Origin of the sequence: Variovorax paradoxus, assembly GCF_024734665.1 — a bacterium.
In the GTDB taxonomy this organism is placed as follows: Bacteria; Pseudomonadota; Gammaproteobacteria; order Burkholderiales; family Burkholderiaceae_C; genus Variovorax.
This window is the reverse complement of sequence record NZ_CP102931.1, coordinates 6,307,041-6,321,713: the sequence shown is the minus strand read 5'-3', so window position 1 is coordinate 6,321,713 and position 14,673 is coordinate 6,307,041. Positions and strand designations below refer to the sequence as shown.

The window sequence follows — 14,673 nt, the reverse complement described above, 5'->3', positions numbered from 1 at the left end:
TGCTCAACGCCCCGCCTCGACCGCATCTGCCAGCTCGGCCAGCGTATGGAAGTGGTAGTCGGGCACGGTGTGCTTCGACTCGATGGTGCCGCCCGAACCCTTCTGCGCATGGCGACGCTCGATCCAGCAGGTGGTGATGCCCAACTGCTTGGAGATGCCGATGTCGTGGTACTGGCTTTGCGCCACGTGCAGGTTGTCGGCCTGCTTGTAGCCCCAGGCGCCTTCGAAGCGGCCGCGGGCATAGGCGAAGTAGCGCGCGTCGGGCTTCTCGCACAGCGCGTCGTCGCAGCTCAGCAGCATGTCGAAGGGCGAGCCCAGGGTCTTGTCGAAATGCGCCAATGCCCAGGCCTGCGCATTGGTCATCGTCACCAGCTTGAAGCGCTTGCCGAGCCGCTTCAGCGCTTCCACCGAATCAGGGAAAGCCGGCCATTGCGCGACCGAGTCGCGCAGGCCCTGTGCGATGGCGTCGGTGTCGGGCAGGCCGAGCGCAGGTGCGACGGCGTGCCAGCAGCGCTCCAGGTCGTCGGGGTACCAGCCGGCGTTGCCGTCGGCGCGCGCGCGCCGGTAGGCGGCGAGGAAGTCGTCGTCGCTCACGTCGGCATCGGGCGCCGCGCTGCGCAGGTAGGCGAGCATGCCGCCCTCGAAATCGATCAGCGTGCCGACGACGTCGAAGGTGAGGACCTTGAAATCTTGCAGGGACATGGAAACGCTCCAGGGATGAAGAAGAGGACTTCATCGAGCATAGGTGCGCACCCTGCGAATGCCGGCCCGAAGTGGGGCCGCGTCACGGCACAGGATGCGGTTGTCGGCGCCGCGGTGGCATCTTCTTGCGCGGGCGGCGCTCAGTTCTCGCCGACGTGGCCCTTGTGCTGCGGCAGGTCGTCCGTGATCGTGAACCACGGCGCCTTCGAGCCGACGAAGATGTGCGCGGTCGGGCGAATCGCTGGCGCATCGACCAGCGTGCCCAGCGTGACGTGCACGAACTGGCCGTCGCGCACCACCGAATAGAGCAGCGAGCCGCACTTTGCGCAGTGAATGTCGCCCGCGTCCTTCTTGCCGTAGATCATCACTGCGTCTTCGCCCTGCGTGATGGCGAGCTTGCCGCGCTCGATGCCCGCGAAGGGCTTGAAGGCCGAGCCCGTCGCGCGCCGGCAGTCCGAGCAGTGGCAGTTCAGGGCGTAGGCGAATTCATCCGCCACCGTGTAGTGGACGGCACCGCAGAGGCACTTTCCCGCGAGCATGCGGCCGATGAAGAAGCTGCGTCAGCCCGCCAGGCCCACGAACACGTTCTGCACGTCGTCGTTCGCGTCGATGGCCGCCAGGAAGGTTTCGACTTCTTCCAGGTCGTGCGCGCTCAGGCTCGCCGGATCGACCGGGTTCTTGGGCTTGTAGCCCAGCTTGGCCGACAGCACGGTGAAGCCCTGGGCCGGAAGTGCGCGGCTCACGAGGTCGAGGTCGGTGGGGTCGGTCAGGAAGACTGCGGGATGGCCTTCGCTGGCCGGTTCGAAGTCTTGCGCGCCGGCTTCGATGGCGGCCACTTCGGGGTCGGCGTCGGGCTTGGCGGGCTCGGCTTCGATCATGCCGACGTGGTCGAAGTCCCACGACACCGAGCCCGAGGTGCCCAGCTGGCCCTTGCGGAACAGCACGCGCATTTCAGGCGCGGTGCGGTTCACGTTGTCGGTCAGGCACTCGACCATCACCGGCACGCGGTGCGGAGCGAAGCCTTCGTACATCACGTGCTCGAAATGCACGGCCTCGCCAGTGAGGCCCGCGCCTTTCTTGATGGCGCGGTCGAGCGTGTCCTTGGGCATCGAGGCCTTGCGTGCCTGCTCCACGACCAGCCGAAGGCGCGAGTTGGAGGCCGGATCGGCGCCGTTGCGCGCGGCCATCATGATTTCCTTGGCAAGCTTGCTGAACAGCCGGCCCTTGGCATTGGCCGCCAGATCCTTGTGTTTCGCTTTCCATTGGGCGCCCATGTCTGTTTCCTTGAATGTGTGTTGTGCGTGCGGCCGTGCCTGGCAGGCTCCTGGCTCTTTGCAGAAAGAAGGGCTGGATGACCGGATCGGGGCGACTACTGTAGCCTTCTTCCCATGACTGCTCCAACAGACACCCGGTACCCCACGCCGTTCGAATCGGGCAACGGCAACCAGACCACCACCTGGGCCGAATGCATCGCTTTCTACGAGCGGCTGGCCGGGCAGTTTCCCGGCGTGCTGCGCTGGGGTGAGATCGGCGTGTCGGACACAGGCGTTCCCCTTCACGCCGGCGTGGTCACTGCCGATGGCGTGTTCGACCGCGAAGCGCTGAAGCAGCAGCGTCGCCCGGTGTTCTTCAACAACAACGGCATCCACCCCGGCGAGCCAGAAGGCATCGACGCCTGCATGGCGCTGGTGCGCGATTTCTGCACGCAGCCCGAGCGGCTGGCGGCGCTGGGCAGCACGGTGTTCCTGTTCATCCCTGTCTACAACGTGGACGGCAGCATCAACCGGCAGAACACCTCGCGCGTGAACCAGCTCGGGCCCGAGTCGTTCGGCTTCCGCGGCAACGGCCGGCACCTGGACCTGAATCGCGACTTCATCAAGTGCGACAGCCTGGCGGCGCAGGTGTTCAACCGGTTCTTCACCGCGTGGGACCCGGACGTGATGGTCGACACCCACACCTCCAACGGCGCGGACTACAGCTACACCATGACGCTGATCCCGACCCAGCCCGACAAGCTGGGCGGCGGGCTCGGGCAGTTCCTGCGCGAAAGCATGCTGCCTGCGATCTACGGCGACATGGCGCAACGCGGCTGGCCCACCTGCCCGTACATGAACCTGCTGGCCGAGACACCCGACGACGGCATCGAAGACTTCCTCGACCTGCCGCGCTTTTCCACCGGCTATGCGGCGCTGCACCACACCATCGGCTTCATGCCCGAGACCCACATGCTCAAGCCCTTTGCCGACCGCGTGGCTTCCATGCGGACGCTGGTCGAGGTGGTGCTGGAGTTCACCGTCGCGCACGCGGCGCAGATTCAGGCGCTGCGCCGCGACGCCAGGGCTGCTGCAGCGCAGCAGGCGCGCTGGCCGCTGACATGGCGCAACGACCGCAGCCGGCCGGCCAGCTTGCGCTTCAAGGGCTATCGCGCGGTTCGCACGCCGAGCCGGCTCGGGAACTACGAGCGCCTGGCCTACGACCGCAGCCAGCCGTGGGAAAAAGACATCGTGCACTTCGATCGCTGCGTGGAAGAGCTGGCAGTGGCTGCGCCCATGGCCTATCTGGTGCCGCAAGCCTGGCGCGAAGTGATCGAGCGGCTGGCGTGGAACGGCGTCGAGTCGCAGCGCCTGGAAGCGGACCAGTTGTTCGATGCGGCTCGGGTGTACCGCGTGCAGAGCGTGACCTCGCGCGCGAGCGCCTACGAAGGCCACATGTTCCATGACCAGCTGGTGCTCGCCACGCACACCGAGCGCTTCCAGGCGCGCGCGGGTGACGTGCTGGTTCGGCTGGACCAGCCCAACGCCCGCTACGCGGTCGAGACGCTGGAGCCGGAGGCCCACGACAGCTTCTTCCGCTGGGGCTTCTTCAACAGCGTGCTGGAGAAGAAGGAGAACTTCTCGGCCTACGTGTTCGAAGACACCGCACTCCAGATGCTGGAGGACGAGCCCGAGTTGAAGCGCCAGTTCGAGCAATGGAAGGCGGACTACCCCGAGAAGCTGACCGATCCGCAAGCGGTGCTGGGCTTTCTCTTCGCTCACGGCCGGCGCCATGCGGAGCCGGGGTGGCGGCGCTATCCGGTGGTCGGGCTGATGTAGGCAGGTCGCGGCGCGGACAGCAGTTTTTTCCAAGTCCCGGTGGCGCATTGCGTCTAGGCTGCGGTCATCCTTCAACTCCTTTGGAACGACCAGACATGCGATCCAGCGACGCGCAACAGAAGACAGATGCCTTTCACCGGCTGCACGCCGGCCCTGATCCATTGGTTCTCGTGAACGCCTGGGACGCCGCCAGCGCCCGCATCGTCGAGCGCGCCGGTGCGATGGCCATCGGCACCACCAGCGCAGGCATGGCTTGGTCGCTTGGCTACGCAGACGGCGAGCGCATGCCCGTTAGCGAGCTGATCGCAGCCTGCGAGCGCATCTGCCGCGTGACGGGAGTGCCGGTGAGCGTGGACATCGAACAGGGCTACGGCGACAGCACGCAGGCGGTGGGCGACGTGGCAAGCGCGCTGATCGACATGGGCGCGGCCGGCATCAACATCGAGGACGGCACACGACCGGGCACGCGTGAGCTGGCGGCGCCCGAGGTGATGTGCGAGCGCATCGCCGCCATCCGCAAGCTCGACGCGCGCTTCTTCATCAACGCGCGCACCGACGTCTACTTCGTGCCTTGGGATGATCCGGCGGCGCGATTCGAAGAGGCGCTGCGCCGCGCGAAGCTCTACGCGGCGGCGGGTGCGGACGGCATCTTCGTGCCCGGCATGTCCAGCCTGGAAGAAATCGGGCGGCTCTCCGGTGCGCTGGGCGTGCCCTTGAACGTGTACGCGGGCTATGCCGGCGCACCGTCGGCCGATGGCCTTGCGCAAGCCGGAGCAAGGCGCATCAGCCTGGGCTGCGGCCCGCTGCAGTCGGCGCTTGGGCTGGTGGGCCGCATTGCCAAGGAGGCTTTCGAGCATGGCCGCTTCGGCACGATGGGCGAGGGCATGTTGTCGGTTGGCGAGATCAACGGGCTCTTTGCCGCCACTGCCTGAGCCCAGTAGCGCGGGGGCGCGTTCGGGTACAGTGGGCGCCCCTTGCCGCAGCCGACCCCGCCAGAACCCAGTTCCCCGCACAGCATCCGCCTCGAGGCGGTGACGCTGGTGCGCGGCAACCAGCATGTCTTCGAGGGGCTGACGCTCAGCCTGCAGGAGACGCGCATCGGCCTGATCGGCGACAACGGAGCCGGCAAGAGCAGCCTGTTCCGTCTCATCAGTGGGCTCGACCAGCCGCAGCAGGGGCGCGTGGTCGTGCATGGCTGCGACACGCAAGCCGACCGCAGGCAGTTGTCGAAGCACGTGGGGCTGATGTTCCAGAACCCCGACGACCAGATCATCTTTCCGACCGTGGCCGAGGAGCTGGCCTTCAGCCTCACTGCGCGTGGCGAAACGCGGCAGGCGGCGCGGCAGCAGGCGCGCGATTTTCTTGCGCAGCGCGGGCTCGAAGCCTGGGCCGGGCGCGCCGTGGGTGAGCTGAGCCAGGGGCAACGCCAGCAGGTGTGCCTGTTGGCCTTGCAGATCAGCGAGCCCGCCACGCTGCTGCTCGACGAGCCCTTTGCCAGCCTCGACCTGCTGAGCCAGGCGCGATTGGCCGCGCAGCTCGAGGCGAGCGACCACCAGATCCTCGTGTCCACGCATCTGCTCGAGCATGTCTACGACTTCGAACGTGTGCTGTGGCTCGAACAGGGCAAGGTGCGCGCCGACGGGCCGGGCCGCGAAGTGTGCGAGGCCTATGCCGAGAACGTGCGCGAGCGCGCCGTGGCGGAGCGGGGCCGCCATGCGTAGCCTGTATTCGGAGCAGCCGACGTGGATGCATGCGATGGCGGCGTGGGTCAAGCTCGCAGTGCTGTCGGTGTGCGGCACGCTGCTGGTGCTGGTCGAGCGGCCCGTGCATCTGGCCATCGCCTGTGCGGTGGTGCTGCTGATCTTCGCCTCGCTCGGGCCGCCCGCGTGGCGCCGGGTGCGCATGCTGGTCGGCGTGGCGATCGCCGGTGGACTGATCGTCGGCTTTCACTGGGCGATGGGAACGATCCCGCTCGGCGTGGCCAGCGCATTGCGCCTTGCCAGCGCGGCCACGCTCGCGCTGATGCTCACGCTGACCACGCGCTTCGAAGACCTGCTGGCGGTGCTCGAAGCGGTGCTGCATCCGCTGCAGCGCCTTGGCGTGCCGACCGAGCGGATCGCACTGGGCCTTGGCCTGATGCTGCGCTTCGCCGAAAATTTCTATGTGCAGTGGCAGCGCCTCGACGATGCCTACCGCGCGCGTTCGGGCCACGGCGGCGGCCTGCGGCTGCTGGCGCCGCTGACCATCCGCACGCTGCAGACGGCGGAGCGCGTGGCCGATGCGCTGGCCGCGCGGCTCGGGCGCTGAGCTTCTTTCCCTTTTCTCGATTGCGATTGCCATGACCACCACTTCAGGCTCCCTCACTTCTTCCCGCTCCCTGTCGTACATCGCGCTGTTCGCGGCGCTGATGGCGGTGTTCGGCCTGATCCCGAAGATCGACCTGCCGTTCGGCGTGCCGATCACGCTGCAGTCGCTGGGTGTGATGCTGGCGGGCTGCCTGCTCGGGCCGCGTCGTGGCTTCCTGGCGATTGCGCTGTTCCTGCTCGCGGTGGCGCTGGGCCTGCCGCTGCTGCCCGGTGGCCGTGGCGGCCTGAGCGTGTTCGTGGCGCCGGCCGGAGGCTTCCTGTTCGGCTGGATGTTCGGGGCCTTCGCCTGCGGCTTGCTGATGCGCCTTGCCGTGCGCCGCATGGGCGGGGCCACGGGCGTGGGGCTGGTGGTTGCGGCTTTTGTGTCGTCGGTGGTCGGCGGGATTCTCGTGGTCTACGGCTTCGGCATCGTCGGGCTTTCGTTGATCGCCCACATGTCGTTGTCGCAGGCCGCGCTGGCCATGCTGGTGTTCATTCCCGGCGATCTCATCAAGTGCGGCATTTGCGCGATGCTCGTGCAGACGGTGATGCGCGGCATGCCGGGCTGGCGGCTCGACCGCGACTGAGCTATTTGCCGCGTCGCCTGAAGACGGTGGCCGAGAGGTAGTCTTTGCGCGGGCCGTGCACCGTGTGGCGGATCATGAAGGAGCCGTCGGCCAGAAAGCGGTAGCTGCTGTCGTAGGTATCGGGCGTGCACAGGTGCGTGGCCGAACCGGCGAGCGCGTCGCCGTCGCGCACGATTTCGATGGCGTGGAACAGGCGCGGCGGGGTCTCGGCAAAGTGCACTACGAAGCCGCCCGGGGCGCGTTCGAAGAGGTATTCGCGGTGGCCGTCGAATTCCTTGCCGTCGGCAAGACGGATCCGGCCCTCTTCGCGGTACCTCAACATCCCTGTCTCGAGCAGCGTGAACACGGCTGTGCCGGTCATGGAGGCCTGGCCCTCGATGGTTCGTTCCAGGTCCCATGCACCCACCAGCCCGTCGAAGACGGTGTCCGCAGTGCTCCAGAAGGACAGGGGTGGAAAGGCAGGGGCCGGCGCGCTCATGCAAAGACTCTACGACAAGCCCTGATCTCCCTTTGAAGCGGCTGATTGTTTCCACTTCGTGAACGCCGTGGTTCTTTTCTCTAAGGGTTTTTACTTAGACAACGGCGCACAATTCATCTCACAGACCGGCCCCCAAGCCGATCTGGGTGAACAGGGCCCCGAGCGAGGTGGCCGCCCCCGGAGGGACGGTGACCCACCCAAGACCGGTTCGAAATCATCCAAGTGCAAAAAACTGAACGAACAAAGGACATCCAAATGACCGCCTCGAAGCTCCTCTCCGCTATCTCCATCGCCCTGCTGGCCGCTGCCGGCGCCGCCCATGCTGAAACGTACGAAGGCGTGCACCAAGTGACCTCGGCCGCCAGCCGCGCCGACGTCGCCGGCCAGGCCGTGGTTGCAGCCCACAGCGCCAACCCCTACGCCACCGGCGCCGACGCTGGCCCCGCTCGCGTGATCGTCTCGACGACCAGCCGTGCCGCCGTTCGCGCCGATGCAGTTGCCGCTGCACACAGCGCTGACCCGTACGCCGAAGGCGCTTCCGCTGGTGTCGCACCGGTCGTGGCGAGCACGGTCGACCGCGCTGCGGTGCGTGCCGCAGCCCGCGCCGCTGCTCGTGGTGACGCACTGCCGCTGTAATCAGTCTCCCCACAGGGTCTGAGACAAAAGGCCGGGCCATGCGATGCATGGCCCGGCCTTTTTGCGTCTGGCTTGCTGCGCCGAGTCAGCGCGCGGGCAGCAGCCGCAGCGCGGCGATGAGGAAGGGCGCGTTGTCGTCGTCGGTCGGGTCGTGCAGTTCGACGAACCATTGAGCGGTGTCGCCGTATCCGGAGCCTGCACGAAGTTCGCAGGCGTAGAGCAGCCTTCCTGCCCTCGCATCCTCCCGGGACGCGATGGCTTCATCGCAGCACTCATTGACCAGCGACCGCGTGCCATCGGGCGCATCAAGAAAAGACCGCCGCATCAGCCGCATGGCGATGTGTTCCGGCGCCACTGTGCGTTCGCCTTCCCGCGCAATGGGCACCGTCGCACGCAGCCGCAGTTCGAACGGCTCGCCGATGCGAAAGCCTTCCCCTCGCTCCAGCGACATGTCTTCGAGCGCCACGCGCACCCGGCGGCGCTCGCGCAGCCTCGTGACGACGAGCAGCACCGCCGACACCGAGAAGACCCCGAAGAACGGCAGCCCCACCGCCAGCCAGAGCCATTGCCAGCCACCGGCCAGCGCCCAGGTCATCGCCCGCAAGCCGAAGACCGCCATGAACACCAGCACCGCGAGTGCGACCAGCCATGCGGCCCAGTCCGCGACCGACTTCGGCGCGCGCTCCGTGGCCTGCAGGGCGCGCGAGGTCCATTCGGTGGGCAGCCTTTCATCGTCCGGCTGGGCGATCGGGTCAATGGAGGAATGGCGCTGCAGCATGAAGAGCCGCCGAGCATAGCCAGTCGCGCAGCATGCAGGCAGGCAGCACCACGCCGGTGCGGCTCCCGGCCAAGTGGCAGAGCCGCCTTCGCCAAAAGGCGCATTGCCTTGCCACGGCGCATCCTTCATGATTGCGCGGCGCGGAAGGGGTGGCCGCAAGACTTCATGCTTTCGCATTAGTGCGTCATCGTGGTGCGGCCGGGTGAAAATACGAGCACGCTTCCGTCAGGAAAAAAGAAAGCATGATCCCGTTGCAGCCGAGGCGGCAACTCAACACGCATGGCCCTTACTCTCGACCCCGAAGACACGCGCGGACGCATCCACGACCTGGTGTGGAGCGGCTTTTATCCCGACGCCGATGTCGAATGGCTGATCACCGACGAGTATCTCGATCCCGATGAGATCACCGCCGAAGACCGGGCCTGGGTCAAGGCCGAGGCCGCAAGTGCCTGTGCCGCCAAGCGCGCGGCCGAGGCCGGGTGGCCCGCGCAGACCGAATACGACCGGCTCGAAGCCGTGTTCGCGCAGCTGCGCAGCGAAAAGATCATTGCGCTGCACCGCGCAGGCAACACGCTGGCCGATGGCCACGACGACGTGCGCGAGCACTGGCGGGCCGCGGGTCGCATGGACTCGGGCATTCGCGGCTGCTGCTTCTATCACGCGCAAGACCTCGACGCGGCGGTGCGCACCGGCCGCCTGCACCTGGCCTTCAGCGGCGGCATGATCCCCGAGATCGAGCAGCGCGAAGCCAACACCGTGGTGGTGGGCCACCGCATCGTCGAGCTGCTGCGCACGGCCGGCTTCAGCGTGCAATGGAGCGGCAACATCGACCAGCGCATCGAAGCCGACCTCGGCCAATGGCGCAAGCGCGGCCCCTCCGCGTGAGCGTGCAACAGGCCTGGCAGCCGCCGCGCCGCATCGACGCGATCGACTTCTGGCTGCGCTCGCGGCTGCTGGCCACGGCCCATGCGCTACGCGAGACGCTGCGGCCTTCGGCCCGGCGATGGCATGGCGGCGACAACGCACTGGCTGGTGCGCCGGTGCTCGCGCAATACCGAACCCCTTTGTGGTCCGACGGCCGCGCCGAAGAATTTCCGCTCGTGGCCGGCAAAGTGCAGAACCTGCGCGTGGCGCGGCGCGCCTTCGATGCCATCGAGGTGCCGACCGGCGAAGTGCTGAGCTTCTGGCGCCAGCTGGGGCGGCCGGGCGCATGGCGCGGCTTTGTGCAGGGCCGCGAGTTGCGCGGCGGCTGCGTGGTGCCGACGCTGGCTGGCGGGCTCTGCCAGCTGTCGAACGCGCTCGCCACCGTGGCGGTGCGCGCGGGCTTCGAACTGGTCGAGCGCCATGGGCACACGGCGCGCATCGAGCAGGCCGGCGCGGCCGACGGCGACGCGGTCGATGCGACGGTGTTCTGGAACTATGTCGATCTCAAGCTGCGCGCCAGGCATGCGTGGCGGCTCGAAGTGGAACTGACCGACAGCGAACTGGTGCTGCGCATCCGTGCGCGTTCTCCGCTGGCGGCACCGGTCGCGCTTGTCATGCTGCGCCGAACGGATGACGACGCGGGCGCAGCATTGCCATTGGCGCGCGGTTGCCTGAGCTGCGAACAGACCACGTGCTTTCGCCATCGTCCCCAGGTCGCCGTCGGACCCAAGGGCCGCGCGGCGGTGCTGGTCGATGGCTGGACGCCGGAGTTCGCCCGCTACCTGCGCGAGAAACATCCGGACGCGCAGCGCCTGCAGCCGGCGCCGCTGCGGCTGGCGTTCTGGCGCCTGCCCGCGACGGGCTGGCACCGTGAGACAGCAGTGCCAGCGCAGACACTGTGGGCCGTGAGCCTGCGCCGCGCGCTGTGGCAGCGGCTCTGGGCGCGGCATGCAGGCCGGCGGCAGGCGAGCCTGATCGACGGCCAGCGCTGGCTCGCGCACGCCCTGGCAAGCCGCCTGACGCCGGAGCACACGGAGCTGGTGGTCGAGCAGGCACTGCTGCCGCACCTGCAGCGCATCGGTGCGCTCGACGGGCGCCGCATCACCGTGCTGGCCAGCGCGCTGCCGATGGCCGAAATCGAACAGCGGCTCGATGCCGCGGCCCGGCACTGGCCCGGCGATGCGACGCTGCGCGACTTCCGTGCCGATCCGGCACTGGTGCGTGCCGAGGCGCTGGCGCTTGCCCGTGCGAAGGCCGTGGTCACGCCGCACGCGGAGGTCGCACGGCAGCTCGCGAAGGCGGCGCCGCAAGCAGCATTGACGCGGCTCGACTGGATGCTGCCCCCGATCAAAGCCGTGGCCGTCGAACGCAAGGGCCCGCCGCTCGTCGTGTTCGCCGCAAGCGCACTGGCACGCAAGGGCGCGCGCGAACTCGCCGCGGCACTGCAAGGCTGGCCGTACCGGCTGCGCGTGCTTGGTTCGCCTTCGGATGACGCGCAACTCTGGCGTGGCATCGCGCACATCGAACACATGAACTGGCAAGGCGACTGGTTGGCTGGTGCCAGCGTCGTCGTGCTGCCTGCGCACGTCGAGCACGCACCGCGCGCGGTGCTGCGCGCTGTGGCTGCCGGCGTACCCGTGGTGGCCTCGACCGCATGCGGCCTCGCAGGCTCGACCGGCGTGCGCGAGGTAGCACCGGGCGACGTCGAGGCCCTGCGCGCCGCATTGCAGGCTACTTGCATCCCCTGAACGGAGAGGACAGATGGCATCGATCGAACAGGCCCGCGCGGCGCTGGCTTCCCATGGCGCGCTGGCGCCACAATCCGCCGCCGAGCATTGGCGCGGAGAGATCCCTCTGCCGGCCGCCATCGAAACCTTCTACGCACAGGTCGGCCCGCTCGGCGAGTGGATCAACGACCGCGTGGGCCATGCGGGCCTCACGGTGCCGACCGCTGGCAACCCCTTCAGCATTCCGACGCTCGCGCGCCTGTGGGAGCTGCAGGCCGGCTACCGCTGGCACGGCATCACCGGCGAGCGCATTGCCGACTGGCCCGATCACTGGCTGGTGGTGGCCGACCAGGGCGCGGACCCCTTCATCTTCGACCTGAACACGGGCGCGATACAGTTCGCCCGGCACGGCGCGGGTGCGTGGAAAGACGATGCCCCGATCTTTGCCGACATCCTCGAGATGGCCGCGTGCCTCGGCACCATCGGCCAGGTCTGGGACGAGGCGGGCGAGGACATTTTCATGGACGACGATTCCGTCAACCCGGTGCACCGCGCGCGCCTGATCGAGCGGCTCACGCCGCTGATCGGCGCCAGCGAGGCCGGCGACATCGCGGACCTGTTCGACTGGTAGTCCGCTGGCGCGTCGCAGGTAAAAACAACACGGGAGCAGCACTTCAATGACCATCGACCTCCAGACGCTCAAGTGCGGCGAATGCGGCAGCAGCGTGCTCAAGCGCACCGGCCTCAACGAATACACCTGCGACCACTGCGGCTCGGTCACGCTGGTGGAAGACAACGTGTCCGACCGGCTGGAGCGCGTGCTCAACCAGGTGAAGAGCGAAGCGGGCCGCCAGCTCGCGGCCGAAGAGGCGCTGAGGCAGAAGCTGGTGCTGCGCAAGGTCGGCATAGCCATAGCCATCCTGCTGGGCGTGGTGCTGGTTTTTCGCGTGGTCGGGCTGTTTCTCTTCGACTCCCGCGATGCCGCGTCCGGCGCGCCGCGCTCCGTGGTGGCCGCTGCGGTCGACCGCACCATTTCCGTCGATGGCCTGAAGCTCAACGAGCCGCGCCAGGTGCTGGTGGGCAGCGGTAGTTCGGCCATGCCCAAGCTGCTGGTGGTGGCGCGCAACGAAACCGGCAAGTCGTTGTCGCGCGCGGGCATTCGCGCCACGTACTACGACGGCGACAGCAAGCTCGACGAGCGCAGCGAGATGCTGCCGGTGTCCGTGCTGGAGCCCGGCGAGAGCGCGCCCGTGCTGATCGACATGCCCAGCGGCAAGAACGTCACGCGGCAGGAGCTGCGCGTGCAGAAGCTCGCCGAGCCCTACAGCGCGGTGCAGGGGCCGCGCATGGCCTTCTCGCGCGTGCGGCTCATCCAGCAGGGCGAGCGCGTGCGGCTGGTGGGCCGCATCGCCAACGACCGCAAGGACGCCACCGTGCTCGGCGGTTTCGAGGTGCTGGTCACGCTGTACGACGATGCGGGGCAGGTGATCGGCTTCGGCCATGGCTACGGGCAGGCCAACGAGATCCAGCCGGGCACGCGGACCTCGATGGATGTGAGCATCGCGCGCTTCGGCCGCGCGACGGCCATCGCGGCATGGGACTACCGCATCGGCTACAGCACGGTCGAGTCTTCGGGTACGCGCACGCCGGTGCTGAACGCCGACCGCGTGATCCGCACGGCGGGCGGCCCCGAGGCCTTCAACCCCGAACTGCGCCTGGGCACTGACGACCTGCTGGCCGACGACAGCGAGCGCTTCGACGACAAGCAGCTCGAACTGCTGCCGCTGGTAGACGGGCGCAACAACATCCAGCAGCGGTTGTTCCTGGGCGAACTGGTGAACCGCAGCGCCGATGCAGTGGTGCTCGCGCCGGGCGGCGTGATCTCCCGCTTCAGTGGCAGCAAGGCGCATGGCACGACCAACATCGCGGGGCTGGCGTACCTCTATCCGGGCGAGCGCTTTCCGATCTTCCTCGAGCCCGAGGACATGGAGCGCATCACCGCGACCCGCATCGAATGGAAGCCGATGCGCCGCGCGGCATTGCCGGGCCCGCGCAAGCCGCTGGAAGTGAAGGTGACGGGCACCAAGGCCGAGACCGGCAGCGTGCTGCTCAACTTCAGCCAGCGCTTCACCTACAAGAGCGTGGAAGTCACGGGCAGCGTGAAGAACCCGGGCACGGGTATCGTTGGCAAGGTGCGGCTGTGGGTCAGCCTGCGCGACCGCAACGGGCAGCTCACGGGCTTCAAGCTGGTGGAGAACCTGCCGGCCATCGCGCCGGGCGAGAGCGTGCCGTTCCAGGTGAACGTGGAGCAGAACGGCCGCGACTTCGCGAGCGTGACGACGCTATACCAAACCGAATAGCCCCTCGGGCGACGGCGTTGGGCGGTTCGCGCCATGATCGCGCCCATGATTCCGTTATCGATCCTCGACCTTTCCCCGATCACCGAGGGCAGCGACGCCGCGCAGTCGTTCCGCAACTCGCTCTCGCTGGCGCAGCATGGCGAGAAGCTGGGCTACACGCGCTACTGGCTGGCCGAGCACCACGGCATGCCGGGCATTGCGAGCGCGGCCACTGCCGTGCTGCTGTCGCATGTGGGGGCGGGCACTTCCACCATCCGCATCGGTGCAGGCGGCGTGATGCTGCCGAACCATTCGCCGCTGGTGATTGCCGAGCAGTTCGGCACGCTGGAGTCGCTGTACCCGGGGCGCATCGATCTCGGCCTGGGGCGCGCGCCCGGCTCCGATCAGCGCACCGCGCGGGCCTTGCGGCGCAACCTCGAATCGGACACGGACCAGTTTCCGCAGGACGTGATCGAGCTGATGGACTTCATGTCGAAGACGCCGCAGCAGCCGGTGCGAGCCGTGCCCGGCGCGGGGCTCGAAGTGCCGGTGTGGATCCTCGGCTCCAGCACCTTCGGCGCGCAGCTGGCGGCGCACCTGGGGCTGCCCTATGCCTTTGCCTCGCACTTCGCGCCGCAGCAGATCATGCAGGCCATCCAGATCTATCGCGAGACCTTCAAGCCGTCGGCACAGCTGCAGAAGCCGTATGTGATGCTGGGCTTCAATGTGTTCGCGGCCGACACCGATGAAGAGGCCGAGTTCCGCGCCACCTCGTGGCAGCAGGCCTTCGTGAACCTGCGCAGCGGCCGGCCGGGGCGCCTGCCGCCGCCGGTGGAAAACTATCGTCAGAAGGTCGGGCCCGCGGAGAACGCGCTGCTCGACTCGGTGCTCTCGTGCTCCGCGGTGGGGTCGGTCGAGACGGTGAAGAAGGGCGTGGAAGCGTTCGTCGCGCGCACCGGCGCTGACGAACTCATGATCACCTCGCAGGTGTTCGACCACGCTGCCCGGCTGCGCTCTTATGAGCTGCTGGCCGGCGCGTTCGGACAGACGCCGAAGCAGTAAAGC

At 67.9% G+C, this 14,673-nt stretch carries 16 protein-coding genes; 11 read left to right on the top strand and 5 right to left on the bottom strand.

The annotated features are described in order from the left end of the window. Positions 1-3: 3 nt before the first annotated feature. The 3 genes from NWF24_RS29610 to NWF24_RS29600 form a co-directional block, all read right to left on the bottom strand. The gene (locus NWF24_RS29610; RefSeq protein ID WP_093076906.1) at positions 4-702 is read right to left on the bottom strand and encodes an HAD-IA family hydrolase; all 699 of its coding nucleotides are present in this window, start codon (positions 700-702) and stop codon (positions 4-6) included. A 140-nt stretch (positions 703-842) separates the two neighbouring features. Further along, positions 843-1,241, bottom strand: a complete 399-nt coding sequence (locus NWF24_RS29605; protein ID WP_258351643.1) for a GFA family protein — start codon at positions 1,239-1,241, stop codon at positions 843-845. Between the two features lie 21 nt (positions 1,242-1,262). Next, positions 1,263-1,976 carry a YebC/PmpR family DNA-binding transcriptional regulator gene (locus tag NWF24_RS29600; protein WP_258351642.1) on the bottom strand — a complete coding sequence of 238 codons (714 nt, stop codon included), beginning with the start codon at positions 1,974-1,976 and terminating at the stop codon, positions 1,263-1,265. Between the two features lie 114 nt (positions 1,977-2,090). Between NWF24_RS29600 and NWF24_RS29595 the strand changes: the two genes are divergently transcribed. From NWF24_RS29595 to NWF24_RS29575, 5 genes are all read left to right on the top strand, one after another. Further along, positions 2,091-3,794 carry a M14 family zinc carboxypeptidase gene (locus NWF24_RS29595; RefSeq protein ID WP_258351641.1) on the top strand — a complete coding sequence of 568 codons (1,704 nt, stop codon included), beginning with the start codon at positions 2,091-2,093 and terminating at the stop codon, positions 3,792-3,794. Between the two features lie 95 nt (positions 3,795-3,889). Further along, on the top strand, positions 3,890-4,726 hold the full coding sequence (locus NWF24_RS29590) for an isocitrate lyase/PEP mutase family protein (RefSeq protein WP_258351640.1): 837 nt from the start codon (positions 3,890-3,892) through the stop codon (positions 4,724-4,726). A 42-nt stretch (positions 4,727-4,768) separates the two neighbouring features. Next, positions 4,769-5,515 (top strand): energy-coupling factor ABC transporter ATP-binding protein, encoded by a 747-nt coding sequence (locus NWF24_RS29585; protein WP_258351639.1) that lies wholly within the window; start codon positions 4,769-4,771, stop codon positions 5,513-5,515. Continuing rightward, positions 5,508-6,101 (top strand): energy-coupling factor transporter transmembrane component T family protein, encoded by a 594-nt coding sequence (locus NWF24_RS29580; RefSeq protein ID WP_258351638.1) that lies wholly within the window; start codon positions 5,508-5,510, stop codon positions 6,099-6,101. The genes NWF24_RS29585 and NWF24_RS29580 overlap by 8 nt, the downstream gene beginning before the upstream one ends. Positions 6,102-6,132: 31 nt before the next feature. Then, complete coding sequence (locus NWF24_RS29575; RefSeq protein WP_258351637.1) at positions 6,133-6,726, top strand: biotin transporter BioY; 594 nt, start codon at positions 6,133-6,135, stop codon at positions 6,724-6,726. A gap of 1 nt (position 6,727) precedes the next feature. Here the strand turns inward: NWF24_RS29575 and NWF24_RS29570 are convergent, their stop codons facing one another. Further along, complete coding sequence (locus tag NWF24_RS29570) at positions 6,728-7,204, bottom strand: DUF6314 family protein (protein WP_258351636.1); 477 nt, start codon at positions 7,202-7,204, stop codon at positions 6,728-6,730. Between the two features lie 255 nt (positions 7,205-7,459). On the opposite strand from NWF24_RS29570, the gene NWF24_RS29565 reads away from it, so the two are divergent. Next, positions 7,460-7,840, top strand: coding sequence for a helicase SNF2 (locus tag NWF24_RS29565; RefSeq protein WP_258351635.1), 381 nt, complete (start codon positions 7,460-7,462; stop codon positions 7,838-7,840). An 85-nt stretch (positions 7,841-7,925) separates the two neighbouring features. Here the strand turns inward: NWF24_RS29565 and NWF24_RS29560 are convergent, their stop codons facing one another. Next, a complete protein-coding gene (locus NWF24_RS29560; protein ID WP_258351634.1) occupies positions 7,926-8,618 on the bottom strand; it encodes a hypothetical protein in 693 nt (230 codons plus the stop codon). Positions 8,619-8,897: 279 nt separating this feature from the next. Here NWF24_RS29560 and NWF24_RS29555 point away from each other — a divergent pair, with 279 nt between their 5' ends. The 5 genes from NWF24_RS29555 to NWF24_RS29535 are packed head-to-tail and all read left to right on the top strand — an operon-like array spanning position 8,898 to position 14,670. Then, positions 8,898-9,503 carry a DUF6891 domain-containing protein gene (locus NWF24_RS29555; protein ID WP_258351633.1) on the top strand — a complete coding sequence of 202 codons (606 nt, stop codon included), beginning with the start codon at positions 8,898-8,900 and terminating at the stop codon, positions 9,501-9,503. Then, on the top strand, positions 9,500-11,290 hold the full coding sequence (locus NWF24_RS29550; protein WP_258351632.1) for a VanW family protein: 1,791 nt from the start codon (positions 9,500-9,502) through the stop codon (positions 11,288-11,290). The genes NWF24_RS29555 and NWF24_RS29550 overlap by 4 nt, the downstream gene beginning before the upstream one ends. Positions 11,291-11,303: 13 nt before the next feature. Further along, positions 11,304-11,900: a hypothetical protein gene (locus NWF24_RS29545; protein WP_258351631.1), complete on the top strand. Its 597-nt coding sequence runs from the start codon at positions 11,304-11,306 to the stop codon at positions 11,898-11,900. A gap of 46 nt (positions 11,901-11,946) precedes the next feature. Further along, positions 11,947-13,629, top strand: a complete 1,683-nt coding sequence (locus NWF24_RS29540) for a TFIIB-type zinc ribbon-containing protein (RefSeq protein ID WP_258351630.1) — start codon at positions 11,947-11,949, stop codon at positions 13,627-13,629. Between the two features lie 45 nt (positions 13,630-13,674). Then, positions 13,675-14,670, top strand: a complete 996-nt coding sequence (locus NWF24_RS29535) for an LLM class flavin-dependent oxidoreductase (RefSeq protein ID WP_258351629.1) — start codon at positions 13,675-13,677, stop codon at positions 14,668-14,670. Positions 14,671-14,673: the final 3 nt, after the last annotated feature.